Here is a 14,380-nt window from a genome sequence, read left to right as displayed (position 1 = left end):
GATCGCTGACAGGGAGTTGCCATGCTGACCGTCTATGTGCCAGGACCGGCCGGTCTGTATTCCTTTCCTCCGGCTCCGGGGCTTCCGGTTCCGCCGGAAGTGGTGTGGATTGATCTGTACCAACCGGTAACGGCCGAGGTTCATCGAGTCGAGCAGGCTCTTGATATTGCCCTGCCAACCCGGGAGGAAATGCAGGAGATTGAGGCTTCAAGCCGGTTGTATCAGGAAGATGGCGCTGTTTTCATGACAGCCGTCGTGCTGGCCCAGTCCGATACGGAGCATCCGGAAACAACAGCTGTGACCTTTATTCTGTCCGGCGAGCGACTGGTGACAGTGCGCCACGCTGAACCCAAGCCGTTTCGGGCCTTTGCTACACGTGCCAGCCGGCAGCAGGGATTGAAGACCGGCGATGTAATATTGGTAAACTTGTTGGAAACAGTTATCGAGCGTGCTGCCGATATTCTGGAACGTGAGATGGCTCGCGTCGATACCATATCCTCCGAAGTTTTCAATCACACACCAACCGGTCAGAGGCGAGTGAACCAAGCTGAAAGTCGTGACTTTCAGGAGATTTTACGCGATATCGGCCAAACTGGCGACGTTGCATCCCGTGCGCGCGAAAGCTTGATGTCGATTGGGCGGCTTCTGGCATTCCTAGACCAGGGGTTACCCAGTCAGGGTCAGGAAGCCAGGGCTCAGGTCAAGATTATGTGGCGCGATGTGCAAAGCCTTCTGGATCATGCCACCTTTCTGGCTGGCAAGATCAGCTTCCTGCTGGATGCAACCCTTGGCATGGTCAATATCGAGCAGAACTCGATTATCAAAATCTTCTCGGTTGTTTCCGTTGTTTTCCTGCCTCCGACCATGATTGCCAGTATCTATGGCATGAATTTCGAGCTGATGCCCGAGCTGAAGTGGGCACTGGGGTACCCATGGGCGCTATTCCTGATGCTCATGTCGGCGGTTGTACCCTTCCTGTACTTCAAGCGCAAAGGCTGGCTGTAGTAGTGGGCAGACATAGGTGTTGCCCGGCGCGTCCTGATGTGAAGTCGGGGGACTGGCGTAAGATCGGTGAGACATCTGTGTTCTGAGCAAGCAGATTGTTGCCATGACGCAGGCCCCGGTCAAAAGTGCGAAGCCTCCGTTCCAGCCGAATAGGTCGATCGTGTACCCCATCATGGCATTGGCTGCGACGGATCCGCACAAATAGCCAAATAGGCCGGTAAATCCTGCTGCCGCTCCGACAGCATTCTTGGGTACCAGTTCCATAGCGTGCAATCCTATCAACATGACAGGGCCGTAAATAAGGAAGCCGATAGCCAGAAATGCTGTCATTTCAATGTAGGGATTCTGGGCTGTCCCGAGCCACTGCACAAGAAGGGCGCAGAGAATCAGAGCCATGAACAGGATGCCAGCGGGTGCCCGTCGCGCCGAAAACAGCCGATCTGATAGCCAGCCACAGAGCAGAGTGCCCGGAATACCAGCCCATTCGTACAGGAAGTAAACCCATGAAGAGACTCCAACATCAAAGTCTCTTGTTTCTTTCAGATATGTCGGTGCCCAATCCAGAACCCCGAACCGGATCAGGTGTACAAAAACGCTTGCGCCTGCAAGCCACCACAGCATGGTATTGGGGATGACATGCTGTCCAATAACCATACGAAAAGGCATTTTCTGTTCTGGTCGGTGAGGCGTTTGACGACCAGAGCTGTAATCTTCTACAGATGGCAATCCACAGGACTGTGGTGTATCGCGCAGAGTCAGGGCTGTGAAGACAGCAATAACGAAAGCAAACCCTGCCGGTACATAGAAACCGGCATGCCAGTCGTTAAACCAGCCCATACCGGTCAGGAACAGAAGCCCCAGAAGACCACCGCCGATATTGTGTGCTGCATTCCAGACAGAAACGATCAGCCCGCGCTCTGACTGTGGCCACCAGTTACAATGGTGCGACCACACGGTGCCCATCCCATGCCTTGCGCCCAGCCATTTGCAAACAAAAGAATACCCATCATGGCAATGCTTGACGTTGCCCAAGACGCATATCCCAGTATGAAGACGATGGTGGCGGAAAGAAAAAGCCCGAGCGGCATGAAGAGCCGGGGATTGGAGTGGTCGGAAACAGCACCCATCAAGAATTTGGATAGTCCATAGGCAACAGATAGGCCTGAAGCAGCTATTCCCAATTCACCGTGGGAATAGCCTTCTTCTATCAGATACGGCATGGCCAGGCAGAAGTTCTTGCGTACCAGATAATACCCGGCGTAGCCGATGAAGATGCCAGAGAAAATCTGCCATCGCAGCCGCGTGTAGAGGGAAGCAACGTCACGGTCAGGTAAGGGGGCGGCGTGCGGTGCCGGGGCCAGCGCATTCAGCGACATGGGTGCCAATCCTCATTCCGTGGTTATCTGCCTTGTTTAAGGCGATGAAATTGCAGAAAAATACACAATTTTTTGTAGTTTTATGCCTGCAAATGCATCTTTATTGCACGGAACAATGATCCGGTAAATAGACTATGATTCGTGATTAAAATTTATGATTGTATATGTAGGCATCTGAATTAGGGTGCTATGGGGACACAAAAAAACGGCCAGATCAATTGAATGACCCGACCGTTCTGGTTCCCGGCACTGTTCACGCCTTACTTCTTGTCAAACGGGTTATCCCGTTTGCGCAGAAAAATTCTGATCGGCACACCCTCTATCCCGAATGTGTCCCGCAGACCGTTAACCAGATAGCGCATATAGCTATCCGGCAGTTCATCAGGCTTGGATGCAAAAATGGCGTAGGTTGGGGGGCGTGTTTTGGCTTGGGTCATAAAGCGCAGGCGAATCCGTCGCCCCTGTTTGGACAGGGGGGTCGGGTGGCGTTCGGTCATCTCTGCCAGCCAGCGATTCAGCTTTGATGTGGTGACACGTGTGTTCCAGACCCTATGAACAGCAAAGGCTGTTTTCATCAGCTGATCCATTCCGCGACCCCTTAAGGCGGAAATTGTCAGGGTCGGTATACCCCGAACCTGCGGCAATGACTTTTGCAGGCGATCATCAAGCTGTTGCAGGGCTTCTTGGCGGTTGTCTACGGCATCCCATTTGTTGACTGCGATAACAAGAGCTCGCCCCTCATCAATTACCATCCTGGCAATCGTCAGATCCTGTTTTTCCAATATGGCGTTGGCATCGAGCATCAACACCACAACCTCCGCCATGCGAATGGCGTTGAGAGTTTCGGCAACAGACAACTTTTCCAGGCTGTCATCGATGCGGGCGCGCCGGCGTATGCCTGCTGTATCGACAAGGCGGATGCGCCGCCCTTGCCATTCCCAGTCTATCTCTACCGAATCACGTGTGATGCCAGCCTCGGGACCAGTCAGCATGCGTTCCTGCCCCAGCAGCTGGTTGATCAAGGTTGACTTGCCGGCATTCGGGCGCCCGACAATGGCCATTTGCAGGGGGCGATCCGGTCGGCCAGGTTCCTCATAGGGTTCCAGCTCTTCTTCTTCGTCGGTGTCAGCATCCGAAGCGGCAGGGGTGAGTGAGTCATCGTCGTCATCGCTGGCCTCATCAGCCGTGCTGTCACCGTCTGTTATGTCATCCGTTTCCCTGACGATGGATGCCAACGGGCCTTCACCGTCCTCGGGTGGTTCTGCTCCGGCTTCACGAGCAAACGGTAGAAGAGCCTGGAACAGCTCCAGCATACCTTCGCCATGTTCAGCCGAAACAGCAACAGGTTCGCCAAGGCCCAGACTCCAGGACTCGTAAAGCCCCGGTGCACCGGCCTTGCCCTCGCACTTGTTTGCGCACAGGATAACAGGGGTCGGATGCTTGCGTAAAAGGGCAGCAAAGTGAGCATCCAGGGGGGTTACCCCGGCCCGGCTGTCAATCAGGAACAGCGCGACATCAGCCTCATCAAGAGCGGCTTCTGTTTGCGCCCGCATCCGCCCTTCCAGGCTCTCGTCCGTACTGTCTTCCAAGCCTGCTGTATCGATAACCATAAAGTCCATACCAGCAAGGCTGGCTTTATGGGCCTTACGGTCACGGGTTACGCCCGGCATGTCATGAACAATAGCCAACCGTCTGCCGACCAGACGGTTGAACAGCGTAGACTTGCCGACATTGGGGCGGCCAACAATGGCAACCGTAAAAGTCATGATAAAATTCGTACTTTCCAGAAAATTCAGCGAACGCAGACGACATCCCCGGCGTCGGTCAGGAAGTACAGGGCTTCATGTGCGACAGCAGGAGACAGGGATATACCGGCAGGCATATCCAGGTGGCCGATGACGGCCCCGTCATAGGGGTTTATGCTGACCGCCTTGCCCTGTGATCCTGCAAGGACAAGACGGTCAGAGGCCAGCACGGGACCAGCCCATGTGATCCGTCCCTTTCTGTCTTCAGGGTCTTCCCACAGGTCAAGGGAGGTGATCCAGGCGATCTTCCCGTTTCTTGCATCAATGGCGACCACTTCAGCATCCAGGGTGACGGCAAACAGCCAGTCCCCTGCAATCCAGGGCTGATGCAGGCCAGCCATCGACAGTTCCCATGCCCGTTCCCCTGTGCGCATGTCTATTCCGGTCAGAAGCCCGGAATGCCCCAGAACAAAAATGCGGGTCCTATCAATCACCGGACGGGCAGCAATGGCCGCCAGCGTGCCGGTTGCATCGGTGCGTCGTGTTGCCACCACGCTGTCTGCCCACAGGGCTGCCCCTGTATCCGTACGCAAGGCCACAACCTCGCCGCTGGTGAAGGGGAAAATCCCGACGCCACCCATGACGGCGGGAGCAGCAGCTCCCAGAACCGATGTATTCTCCTCAACCCCCGAGTATGTCCATACGATTGATCCGTTCTCTTCAGAAAGGGCGAGGGCCTTGTTGTCCAGCGTTGTCACAAAGACACGACCGTCGCTGACCGTTGGACCGGCCCGCATCGGGGCCGGGACGGACCGCCGCCAGATTTCCTCACCCTTGTCTGCCTTCAATGCAATAACGTCGGCAAATCCGGTTGTGACAAACAGCCGTCCATTGTTGAAGGCGACGCCGCCACCCATCAGGTAACCGTCATCCTCGTGATCAGGGGCCAACGCCTTGTGCCACAAGGTTGCACCGCTTTGGGCGTTGAGCGCTGTCACTACACCCGAGGTATCAATGGTATAAACAGTACCGTTCGCAACGACGGGTTCCCCCATCAGGCGGTCCCGTCGGCCTGAGCCACTGCCTATGGAGCGAATCCAGGCAACTTTTGGCGATGCCGACACTTTCATGTGCTGCATGGCATGGTGGCTGTACCCGCCCTGCTGTGGCCATTGTGCATTGTCTTCCGGGGCGGGCAGGCGAATGGATGCAGCCAGGTCCGGGTCATGTTTCAGGGAACGCTCGTGCTCCAGGACAGAAATGCGGGTTCCGGGCACAGGTGGTTTCACATCATCCCCGAACCAACTGTCACCCGAGCAGGCAGACAAGCCGGCAGAGAGGGTCATGATGAAGAGTGTACGAACAAGAACGGTACAGGCGTTGCGGTTTCGGGCCATGAAGATAAGGTCTCCCGGGGGGCTCAATAGCTCAGGACAGCAAAGGGGATGCATGTATCAGGGGGCGTCAGGGACGGTGGCCCCCCAAAGACATCAGAACCTCGCGCAGGCGGGCCCGAATCCCATAAGGGGTACTGCGATCAGCAGCCAGATCTGTAAAGAGTGTGACCGCATCATCGCGGCGGTTTTGCTGCAAGGCAATCAGTCCGCGCAGCTCGCCGGCCAGGTAACGAAAGCGGGTTGACGGACCAAGAAGTGGTGCAAGCTCTGCGTCCAGGGCAGACAGGTCGGCCCCGGGCTGATCCAGCCCGTGCTGTACAACAAGAAGGCGGGCAAGATCACGGAAGATCGGGTCGGCATTGCCTGTGTCGCGCAATTGCTTCCACAGGGCTGTGGCCTCGGTTACTTTGCCTGCCTGCGCGAGCAGAGCGGCGGCTTTCATGACCGCAAGATCACGATTTCCCCTTGATGCGCCGGAAGCAAAATCCTTCAACGCCTGTGCCGTTGCTTCATGATTTGTATCAGCGCCCCGTGACAGGGCAGCTTCAAACGCTGTTGCTTCCTTTACACGAGAAGACGCCTGCCAAGCCATCCATCCCTGCCAGCCGGCAACAGCAAGCACCAGTGCCACAGCTGCGGCAACAACCGTGGGGCCATAGGCCTTCCACAGTCGGTTCAGTTGCTCGTGACGAAGGTCGTCATCCACCTCGCGGAACAGGGCGGCCTGTTGTGGGTCAAGTGGTGTATCAGCCACGGATATCAGTCCTTGCAAGAAACCTTGGAGCCCCGAACATAGTGCGAGGTGGCTCTGTAAGCAACGAGCGGATCGCCTCTTTCGGCACATTTCATGCGTTTTTCAGCGTTTTTTAACCACCGTGACCTGACCATGGGACACGTAGTGACAATCCGTGATGGTGCCCGCTTTAACGAGTTCCTGGTGTCCCGGAATTGGCCTCTTGGGAAGGTGTAGCCTGGATGAATGCCCTGATTCCACGCTGTCTGGCTGTTATGGCTGTCCTCATGTCCTCGGGATGTGAGGTTTTGCCGAAGCCCGGCTATGTGGGACTCGGGTACATCGGGACAGATCGTACCCCTTTGGATCGCCTCAGCGGTTGGGTATCCGGTCAGGATTGTTCCTCGGCCCGTGCAGCGCGTGGGGGGCACTGGTGCCAGCCTGTCTATGAGAACAGGCCGGAGACTCCGGATTTGTATTGCTATCGCTCTATTGGTGCGGTGGATTGTTACCATACACAGAGTCCCAACCCTCATGACCATCTGGTTGGAAATGTTCCCGGTGGTTTGCAGAGAACATGGTAGTTCCTGTGTAGAGTTGACCCGGTGGACTGGATTCCTGACAATAGACCGATCGGTTGCAGCCCTGCTCGGGGCGGCGCGCGGTGTCTGCCTGTACAGGAGGCGCTATGAACCAAGTCGTTCCCTTGGCCGGTTATCGCGCCTGCCGCCATGGTGTGGCTGTGTTCTTCAGCCGGGATGAGATGAGCGCCCTTCTTGGGGTTTATGCAGATAGTGTTTCACGGGGAGGCTGGCGTGATTATGCCATCGGGAGTGATGGTAGGCAGGCTTGGTTTGCCGTGTACCGTTATGCTGGTGAACGCCCTGCTTGTGTGCTGACAAAGCGCGCCGTGTCTGGCCATGTTGTTTATACACTTTTTGACGAAAGCCGGCGTGTTCGGCAGAGTCGCAATCTTTCGGAAATCCTTGGATGCTTCAGGCGCATTTCGGCTGCTGTGTAACCGGTGCCGGGATTGCATGCTTCTGCGGGGCTAATTTTTCCATATCCTCTTGTCTTTTCTGTTTTTTGATAAAATCAAGGGTGTATTATCCTGACGATGTCATGGATGTAAGGGAGAGTGTTATGACCCAAGGTTCTGTTGCCGGGAAAACGCTTGGCGTGGTCTTGGTGGGCTTGGTTGGCCTTCTTGCCTTTATTGGTGTTCTGGCTGTCTCCGCTGTGGGTTTTCAGGATGTATCGCGTGTGGCCCAGCATATTGGCCTTGGTCTTGCCGCTCTTCTGATGATTGGGACGGTTCTGTTGGCAGTTGGGCAGGGAGACTGATCCGGCCCGGGCCCCTTTTGTTCTGTGCGGGGCTTGATGTACGGCATTGTTCTCCCCTGTTTCCCCCTTTTTTGTTGCGTATTTACCTTGTCGCCAGATAAACCGACCACATGCAAGCGTTCAGTCAGGGGGGGTCTTGCTTGACTGCCTGCATTCTGTTGTCGCAATCCGTTCTTCCGGACTCTTTCGTACTGTCTTTTCCAGATGCCTTGGTCGTTGTCCGAAACGGCCTTGTTGTGCGGGTCAATGCGACGATGGAGGCTCTGTCCGGTCTGTCTGCGCGCGCCTTGTGCGGTCAGGCATGGTCTTCGCTGATCCAGCTGTCCGACAGGGAAAAGGAGCGTGGAGACAAGGCCGGATTCCATGTTGTTCTGCCCGCGAAGAATGGACGTCATACCGAGGTAAAGGTTTCTCTTATCCGTAATGCGCCTGACTTGGGTGAAGGTGTTTCTGCAGATGTGTGGCGAGTCAGGCCGTTACATGATTGCCTTGTTTGCTCAAACGCATTCTTTCCTTTTGCTCACTGTTCCGGGGCAGGAGCTGCGACGCGGTGCGTGTATCGCCTTACACCCGATGGGCGCTGTATTTATGTCAGTCCGGATCTTGCTGCGCTTCTGGGACATCCTGACTGTGGTGATCTGGCCGTGTCGTTACCTGTTGGTGCATTTCCTTCCTATGTTGATCCCGCGTGCGGTATAGAGTTATTTGCCTTGGCGCAAGAGCGGGGTTATGTCCGCGATTTTGAGATGATGGTATCACGCCCGGATCATGTAATCCTTTGGGTGTCGCAGGAGATCAGTTGCGTGGTTGATGATCGTGGGGAGCCATTGTTTTACGAGGCGATAGTCCGTGATATCACAGCCTGTAAGGAAGCAGACGAACGTTTGCGCCTTTTGGTCCGCGTTTTTGAAAGCACGCGTGAAGGCATCGTGCTGCTTGATGAGAGCGGGGGCCTGCATGCTGCCAACCCGGCTTTTGTATGCATGACCGGGCTTTCCGGGGATGTGGCGGAAACAAAGCCCCTGCGTTTGCTCGCCGAGGGGCTGCACGATCCTGATTATCTGGATCGCATCCTTGAAACGGTTCGTGTCTCCGGTCACTGGGCGGGTGAATTGTTTATCCGCGACAGCGATGATGAACCCTTTCCTGCAGAGGCTGTTGTCTCGGCTGTTCATGATGATCATGGGCAGACTACCCACTTTGTTGTGCGTCTTTCAGATGTAACGGCGCGGAAGAATGATGAGGCTTGGGTTCGTTTTCATGCTAACTATGATCTGCTGACTGGCCTGCCCAACCGGCGTCTTTTGATGGAACGCCTTGAATCTGCCTTGGAGACAGCATGCAGGGAGGGCAAGCGGGGCTGCGTCCTTCTGGTTGACCTTGATCGTTTCAAAGCCATCAACGATGCATGGGGCCACACGGCGGGCGATGAGTTGCTGCGGCTTTTGTCCCGCCGCCTGAACCAGTGTGTTGGATCAGAAGATAGTGTCGGGCGTCTGGGTGGTGACGAATTTCTGGTTCTGATGCCCGAGGTTGAAACGGTCCAAGCTGGTGTTGCGATGGCTGAACGCATTCTGCATGCTTTGCAGGAACCTTTTTCGTTAGCCGGGACAGAGCAGTTCTGCCAATTATCGATAGGGATTGCTCTTTTTCCTGATGATGGCCTGACAGCAGGCGATGTCCTGCGTAACACAGATGTTGCGATGCAGGTTTCAAAGAAGCACGCTGTGCGCCGCTATACGGTCTATGACTCATCCATGTCTGCGGCTGCAGGCGTCCATCCTGGCCTTGAGAATGACCTCAGGCTGGCCTCTGTGCGTGGTGAGCTGGAGTTGTATTACCAGCCCAAGGTGGATGCTGTTACCTTGAAGATCAGGGGTGCCGAAGCCCTGATCCGTTGGCATCATCCGGTTTATGGTATGGTAAGCCCGGCAGAGTTTGTGCCCATTGCTGAAGAAACTGGTTTGATCGTGCCGATTGGGCGCTGGGTTTTGCGCCGTGCTTGTGTGCAGTTGGTCAACTGGCTTCGCAGCGATATTGGTGTACCCAGTGTCTCGGTCAACGTATCCCTGCGTCAGTTTCAGGATCCGGGGTTTGTTGCCAGTGTACGCCAGATTCTGGATGAAACCGGGCTTGATCCGGTACGCCTTGACCTGGAAATTACCGAGAGCGTCATGACAGGGGATGTATCCCGTGCTGTCACCATTCTGCGGGAGTTGAAGGATCTTGGTGTGACCTTGTCGATGGATGATTTCGGGACGGGTTATTCATCGCTGACCTGGTTGAAGACTTTCCCGATTGATACCCTCAAGATTGACCAGACATTTGTTCGTGACTTGTCCGGCAGTGGGCGTGATGCCGCCATTGTCACCACCATTATTACCTTGGCCCGCAACCTTGGTTTTGGTGTTGTTGCCGAAGGTGTGGAGCATATGAAGCACGTCGACCTTCTGCGTGAAATGGGCTGTGATGCTTTCCAGGGGTACTGGATTGCCCGCCCCCTTCCGCCAAGGGATTTTGCTGATTTTGTTGCCGCCCGCAAGGCCGGTCTGGTACCGGATGGGGTGATGTCCTGGCCCGCTTGAGAAGGCTGCTTTCTCTCTTTCAATCCATGCGCGGTTTCTGTGGAAAGCGGCGGGTGAGTTGGTCCGCCCACGGATCGGGAAGGGTTGCCAGAAGCCATGAGGTCAGGATGACAGGCCAGGGGAAGCTGATCCGCCCCTTGTTTTTGGCCAGCCCGCGCACAATATGGTGGGCTGCCTTCTCGGCAGGCATCAGGAAGGGCATGGGAAACGGATTAACCGCGGTGATACGGCTTTCGACAAATCCGGGCAGGACAACGGAAACCCTTATATTGTCTGTTGCCAGTGCCCCGCGCAGGCCTTCGCCCCAAACTTTTATACAGGCCTTGCTGGCGCAATAGGCCGGTGCGGACGGCAGGCCACGGAAACCCGCTGCAGAGGCCATAAGCGCGATTTGTCCGTTCCTGCGTGGTTTCATTACATCTAGGGCAGGTATGATCGTGTTCATAACCCCGGTGATGTTGGTGGCAAACACGGCTTGTGGTGATGATGTTTCCCCAATGCCGGCATTGGCAATGACAAGACGCAAGGGAACTTTGCCATCGGCCTCCTGTATCAGCGCTTTCATGCCGTCGCAATCTGTTACATCCGTCAGACTGGTATGTACGGATACACCCGTGGACCGGCAGATTATAGCCGTTTCTTCTAGGCGCTCCGGATTGCGACCGGTCAGGGTCAGGTCATGTCCCTGCTTGGCATAGGCCAGGGCCAAGGCTTTGCCGATACCGGAAGAGGCTCCTGTAATCAGCGTATGCTGGTTGTTTGCTATCTTAGTCATGGTTTATAAAGCTATTGCGCGGTTGGGTCACGGGAGTTGCCTGTACCCATCCCGTGCTGTCCAGCTTTATGATCTGTGCTGTCACTGTGTCTGGAAATACAGCAGCTCCCATAACATGATGACCATCGCAGGCAATGGTATATCCATTCAGGTTTCTGCAGTGGAATGTGCCGTCAGCATGGACGGTTGGCGTTATCGTACTCAGGGTGGCCCCAAGCCCTTCACCGGTTGCTTTTACAATGGCTTCTTTCATGCTCCAGCGGGACAGGGCAAAAAGGCGGCTCTGATCATGATCAAGTGCGTCCATGATCCGGATTTCTGCAGGGGACAAGAAATTCTCCGATAATGACGCCCAGTCCAGCTGAGGCCGCTGGGCCTCTACATCCACGCCTGTGCGGCATGCTTGGTCGTGGCAGGAAACAACGGACAAGGCAACCCAGTTTCCGGCGTGGCTGATGTTGAAATCCAGTGTGCTTTCAGGGTGACGCAGGAAAGGCCTGCCGTTCCTGTCTTGATGAAACTCAAGACGTTCGGGGGATACGCCAAGGATGTTCCCCAGTACTCTGCGTTTTAGGACATGGGCAGCGGTGCGTTGCGCCCTGTCCTCTGCTCGGATCATACGGCTGATACATTCATGTTCTGTCGTAGACAGCCCTTCATGGCCACGGAAACAGTATGCCTGTACTGATGAAACAGAGGCAAAGCAGGCGAGACCCGGTATGGCAGGTGACAGTGTTGGTATCGGTATATCGGTCAGGGTATTATTGTGGGGCATGGAACCATCTTGGGGAAGCGTGTCCAGTATATGCTGCGAAGCATGCCTTGTTTTATTCAGCAGTGAAAGCGGTGAAAGTATTGTCAACCGTTGTGTATGAAGCTGTGTCGTGGAATAACCCGTTTCATTCTATAGCCCGGAAGAGGAAACATTAGTGGGTATCGCCAGTATGACCGGATTTTCCAGCGCACAGGGGCAGGATCATGGTTGTGCCTTGTCCTGGGTCTGGGAAGCACGCAGTGTAAATGGAAAGGGGCTGGATATCCGGATACGGTGGCCACAAGGTTGGGACAGTATAGAAGCGCCAGCCCGTGATCTGGCCCAGAAATGCCTGTCGCGTGGAAGCATTGCCTTGTCATTGTCGTTGAATGACAGCTCCCGTTCTGCTTCAGGACTGACCATCAATCGTGAGTGGCTTGCAACATTGATCGCCTTGGCTGAAGATCTGCCGCCGTCTGTGGGGCAACCGCGCCTTGATGGCCTGCTGCGGGTTCGTGGTGTTATCGAAGAGAGTGCCGCATCTTCTGAAGCAGAGGCGTATCCATTGGCTTCTGACCTTGTTGCAGTGGTCCTTGAGACCCTGTCCAAGGCGCTTGAGGGCTTGGTCGCTGTGCGCTGCGAGGAGGGTGGGCGTCTGCATGCCGTTCTCCAGGGGCATCTTGCCAGTCTGGAGTCCTTGATCCAGCAGGCCGGGGAGACAGCTTCTGCCCGTCCCGGGTCTGTCCGTCGTCGTCTGGAACAACAGCTTGCTGTGTTGCTTGACAGCAAGGTTCCTGTTCCTGAAGAACGATTGGCCCAAGAACTGGCCTTGATTGCAACGCGTCTGGATATTCGTGAGGAGTTGGATCGTCTGTCGGCCCATGTTGCCCAGGCCCGGAAACTTCTGGAGACAGGGGGTGTTTGTGGGCGCCGTCTGGATTTTCTATGTCAGGAATTCAATCGCGAAGCCAACACGCTATGCTCAAAATCCCAGGATGCGGACCTGACCCGGCTGGGCCTTGATCTCAAAACAGTGATCGACCAGCTGCGCGAGCAGGTCCAGAATATTGAATAAGCTTTGCATAGTGTGTCCTTTCTTCAATACAGCGGAACTCTCATGACGTTTGCCCCTGATATGCCCCACGTGTCCCGGCGTGGTTTGATGTTGATCCTGTCGTCCCCCTCTGGTGCAGGGAAATCCACAATTGCGCAGGCGATTCTGAGGCAGGACAACTGCCTTGAGCTTTCTGTGTCCGTGACAACCCGTTCTCCGCGCCCGGGTGAGATTGACGGAGTGCACTATCACTTCCGGACGCATGCCGATGTTGAGGCCATGGTTGCTGCCGGTGGTTTCCTGGAGCATGCGCAGGTCTTTGACAATCACTATGGGACACCGCGGGAGCCTGTCGAGAAAGCGTTGGCTGCCGGGAAGGATGTGCTGTTTGATATTGATTGGCAGGGTGCGCGCCAACTGACGGAAAAAGCAGCCGATGATGTTGTGCGTATCTTCATTCTGCCGCCATCCCTGTCCGAGCTGGAGCGCCGCCTGCGTGGTCGAGGGCAGGATCCCGACGAGGTGGTTCGCAAAAGAATGGCCAAAGCCAGCAGCGAGATGGAGCACTGGGCAGAATATGACTATGTTCTGGTCAACACCGATCTTGATGCAAGCATCCGCGCTGTGCATTCCATCCTTGAGGCCGAGCGCCTGAAACGGTCCCGTCAGAAAGGCATGGAAGCCTTTGTGGCTGCTCTGCGCGGTTTATAACCTGTGGCGTTTATAGCGTATGGCTGGGGTCCAAGCTGTTCGCCAAGGCGCAAAATTGGGGAATGTCCAGCTCCTCGGCGCGTGCTGTAGGTACAATGTTGGCGGCGGCGCACAGGTCTTCTGGTGTCATGCCGCTTGGCATGTATGCTGCCAGGCCTTTTAGGCTGGACCGCAGCATTTTCCGTCTTTGATTGAAGGCAGCAGCGGTGACTGCCTCCAACATGTCAAAACGGCAAGGGGCGAGGGGGGCCGGACGCGGAACCAGGCGCACAACCGTGGACGTGACCTTGGGTGGGGGAATAAAAGCCCGGGGATTGACGTCAAACAAGGGTTCAACGGTGCACAGCCACTGGGTGATAATTGTCAGGCGTCCGTAATCTGATGTACGGGGGCGTGCCGCCAGGCGGTTGACAACCTCTTTCTGAAGCATGACCACCAGACATTCAAAGGCCTGAATATGCTTCAGCCATTCAAGAATCAGCGGCGTTGCAACGTTATAGGGAAGGTTGGCCACAATGCGCCGCGGTGATGTGCCAAGGGTATGCACGGGGATGGCAAGGGCATCAGCCTGCATGACCTCAAGACGTTCCGGGTAGGCGGATGCAATCTCTTGCTGGATCGGCAGCATGCGTGGGTCACGTTCTATGGCAATGACGTGGCGGGCGCCGTTATCCAGCAGGGCGCGGGTCAACCCCCCGGGGCCGGGACCAATTTCTATGGTCGTACCTGCGGCCAAGGTACCGCCACTACGGGCGATGCGTCCTGTCAGATTGAGATCAAAGAGAAAGTTCTGCCCCAAGCTCTTGCGTGCCATCAAGCCGTGTGCGGCAATTGTTTCGCGTAGAGGTAGAAGCGGGAACAGGGGATGTTCCGGGAAATCTGGATGCGACGGCGTCATGGC

The 14,380-nt window shown here is 55.7% G+C and carries 15 protein-coding genes; 7 read left to right on the top strand and 8 right to left on the bottom strand.

The window, feature by feature from the left end; translation table 11 throughout:
• The first annotated feature begins 21 nt into the window (after positions 1–21).
• The gene (gene corA / locus HEQ61_RS04655; protein WP_168019903.1) at positions 22–1,005 is read left to right on the top strand and encodes a magnesium/cobalt transporter CorA; all 984 of its coding nucleotides are present in this window, start codon (positions 22–24) and stop codon (positions 1,003–1,005) included.
• Here the strand turns inward: corA and HEQ61_RS04650 are convergent.
• The 5 genes from HEQ61_RS04650 to HEQ61_RS04635 all read right to left on the bottom strand — a co-directional run bounded on the left by HEQ61_RS04650 (position 940) and on the right by HEQ61_RS04635 (position 6,277).
• Entirely contained in the window at positions 940–1,959 is a 1,020-nt protein-coding gene (locus HEQ61_RS04650) for an MFS transporter (RefSeq protein ID WP_209315640.1), read from the bottom strand. The genes corA and HEQ61_RS04650 overlap by 66 nt on opposite strands.
• A complete protein-coding gene (locus HEQ61_RS11075; RefSeq protein WP_209315639.1) occupies positions 1,911–2,381 on the bottom strand; it encodes an MFS transporter in 471 nt (156 codons plus the stop codon). The genes HEQ61_RS04650 and HEQ61_RS11075 overlap by 49 nt, the downstream gene beginning before the upstream one ends.
• A 260-nt stretch (positions 2,382–2,641) precedes the next feature.
• Complete coding sequence (gene der / locus HEQ61_RS04645) at positions 2,642–4,147, bottom strand: ribosome biogenesis GTPase Der (protein ID WP_168019902.1); 1,506 nt, start codon at positions 4,145–4,147, stop codon at positions 2,642–2,644.
• Positions 4,148–4,173: 26 nt separating this feature from the next.
• On the bottom strand, positions 4,174–5,523 hold the full coding sequence (locus HEQ61_RS04640; RefSeq protein WP_245183131.1) for a PQQ-binding-like beta-propeller repeat protein: 1,350 nt from the start codon (positions 5,521–5,523) through the stop codon (positions 4,174–4,176).
• Positions 5,524–5,590: 67 nt separating this feature from the next.
• Complete coding sequence (locus tag HEQ61_RS04635; RefSeq protein ID WP_168019900.1) at positions 5,591–6,277, bottom strand: tetratricopeptide repeat protein; 687 nt, start codon at positions 6,275–6,277, stop codon at positions 5,591–5,593.
• Between the two features lie 221 nt (positions 6,278–6,498).
• On the opposite strand from HEQ61_RS04635, the gene HEQ61_RS04630 reads away from it, so the two are divergent.
• From HEQ61_RS04630 to HEQ61_RS04615, 4 genes are all read left to right on the top strand, one after another.
• Positions 6,499–6,840, top strand: coding sequence for a hypothetical protein (locus tag HEQ61_RS04630; RefSeq protein WP_168019899.1), 342 nt, complete (start codon positions 6,499–6,501; stop codon positions 6,838–6,840).
• A gap of 104 nt (positions 6,841–6,944) precedes the next feature.
• Positions 6,945–7,277 carry a DUF2794 domain-containing protein gene (locus HEQ61_RS04625; RefSeq protein ID WP_168019898.1) on the top strand — a complete coding sequence of 111 codons (333 nt, stop codon included), beginning with the start codon at positions 6,945–6,947 and terminating at the stop codon, positions 7,275–7,277.
• Between the two features lie 122 nt (positions 7,278–7,399).
• A complete protein-coding gene (locus tag HEQ61_RS04620; protein WP_168019897.1) occupies positions 7,400–7,600 on the top strand; it encodes a hypothetical protein in 201 nt (66 codons plus the stop codon).
• A 140-nt stretch (positions 7,601–7,740) separates the two neighbouring features.
• On the top strand, positions 7,741–10,185 hold the full coding sequence (locus HEQ61_RS04615) for a bifunctional diguanylate cyclase/phosphodiesterase (RefSeq protein WP_168019896.1): 2,445 nt from the start codon (positions 7,741–7,743) through the stop codon (positions 10,183–10,185).
• A gap of 19 nt (positions 10,186–10,204) precedes the next feature.
• Here the strand turns inward: HEQ61_RS04615 and HEQ61_RS04610 are convergent, their stop codons facing one another.
• Positions 10,205–10,960, bottom strand: coding sequence for an SDR family NAD(P)-dependent oxidoreductase (locus tag HEQ61_RS04610; RefSeq protein ID WP_168019895.1), 756 nt, complete (start codon positions 10,958–10,960; stop codon positions 10,205–10,207).
• The gene (locus tag HEQ61_RS04605; protein ID WP_168019894.1) at positions 10,953–11,735 is read right to left on the bottom strand and encodes a 4'-phosphopantetheinyl transferase family protein; all 783 of its coding nucleotides are present in this window, start codon (positions 11,733–11,735) and stop codon (positions 10,953–10,955) included. Before HEQ61_RS04605 ends, HEQ61_RS04610 begins: the two co-directional genes overlap by 8 nt.
• A gap of 154 nt (positions 11,736–11,889) precedes the next feature.
• Between HEQ61_RS04605 and HEQ61_RS04600 the strand changes: the two genes are divergently transcribed.
• Positions 11,890–12,789, top strand: a complete 900-nt coding sequence (locus HEQ61_RS04600) for a YicC/YloC family endoribonuclease (RefSeq protein WP_168019892.1) — start codon at positions 11,890–11,892, stop codon at positions 12,787–12,789.
• A 42-nt stretch (positions 12,790–12,831) separates the two neighbouring features.
• Positions 12,832–13,479, top strand: coding sequence for a guanylate kinase (gene gmk / locus HEQ61_RS04595; RefSeq protein WP_168019891.1), 648 nt, complete (start codon positions 12,832–12,834; stop codon positions 13,477–13,479).
• Positions 13,480–13,489: 10 nt separating this feature from the next.
• On the opposite strand, the gene rsmA is transcribed toward gmk, so the two are convergent.
• Positions 13,490–14,377: a 16S rRNA (adenine(1518)-N(6)/adenine(1519)-N(6))-dimethyltransferase RsmA gene (gene rsmA, locus HEQ61_RS04590; protein WP_168019890.1), complete on the bottom strand. Its 888-nt coding sequence runs from the start codon at positions 14,375–14,377 to the stop codon at positions 13,490–13,492.
• Between the last annotated feature and the right edge of the window lie 3 nt (positions 14,378–14,380).

It is taken from the genome of Haematospirillum sp. H4485, from assembly GCF_012102745.1.
In the GTDB taxonomy this organism is placed as follows: Bacteria; Pseudomonadota; Alphaproteobacteria; order Rhodospirillales; family Rhodospirillaceae; genus Haematospirillum.
Note: the sequence above shows the minus strand (reverse complement) of the source record. Positions and strands in the feature narration are given on the sequence as shown.

Bases quoted from the DNA above. Each gene is read 5' to 3' on its own strand.
- corA (WP_168019903.1), top strand. From the start codon at position 22: ATGCTGACCGTCTATGTGCCAGGACCGGCCGGTCTGTATTCCTTTCCT.
- HEQ61_RS11075 (WP_209315639.1), bottom strand. From the start codon at position 2,381: ATGTCGCTGAATGCGCTGGCCCCGGCACCGCACGCCGCCCCCTTACCT.
- der (WP_168019902.1), bottom strand. From the start codon at position 4,147: ATGACTTTTACGGTTGCCATTGTTGGCCGCCCCAATGTCGGCAAGTCT.
- HEQ61_RS04640 (WP_245183131.1), bottom strand. From the start codon at position 5,523: ATGGCCCGAAACCGCAACGCCTGTACCGTTCTTGTTCGTACACTCTTC.
- HEQ61_RS04630 (WP_168019899.1), top strand. From the start codon at position 6,499: ATGAATGCCCTGATTCCACGCTGTCTGGCTGTTATGGCTGTCCTCATG.
- HEQ61_RS04625 (WP_168019898.1), top strand. From the start codon at position 6,945: ATGAACCAAGTCGTTCCCTTGGCCGGTTATCGCGCCTGCCGCCATGGT.
- HEQ61_RS04620 (WP_168019897.1), top strand. From the start codon at position 7,400: ATGACCCAAGGTTCTGTTGCCGGGAAAACGCTTGGCGTGGTCTTGGTG.
- HEQ61_RS04610 (WP_168019895.1), bottom strand. From the start codon at position 10,960: ATGACTAAGATAGCAAACAACCAGCATACGCTGATTACAGGAGCCTCT.
- HEQ61_RS04605 (WP_168019894.1), bottom strand. From the start codon at position 11,735: ATGCCCCACAATAATACCCTGACCGATATACCGATACCAACACTGTCA.
- gmk (WP_168019891.1), top strand. From the start codon at position 12,832: ATGACGTTTGCCCCTGATATGCCCCACGTGTCCCGGCGTGGTTTGATG.
- rsmA (WP_168019890.1), bottom strand. From the start codon at position 14,377: ATGACGCCGTCGCATCCAGATTTCCCGGAACATCCCCTGTTCCCGCTT.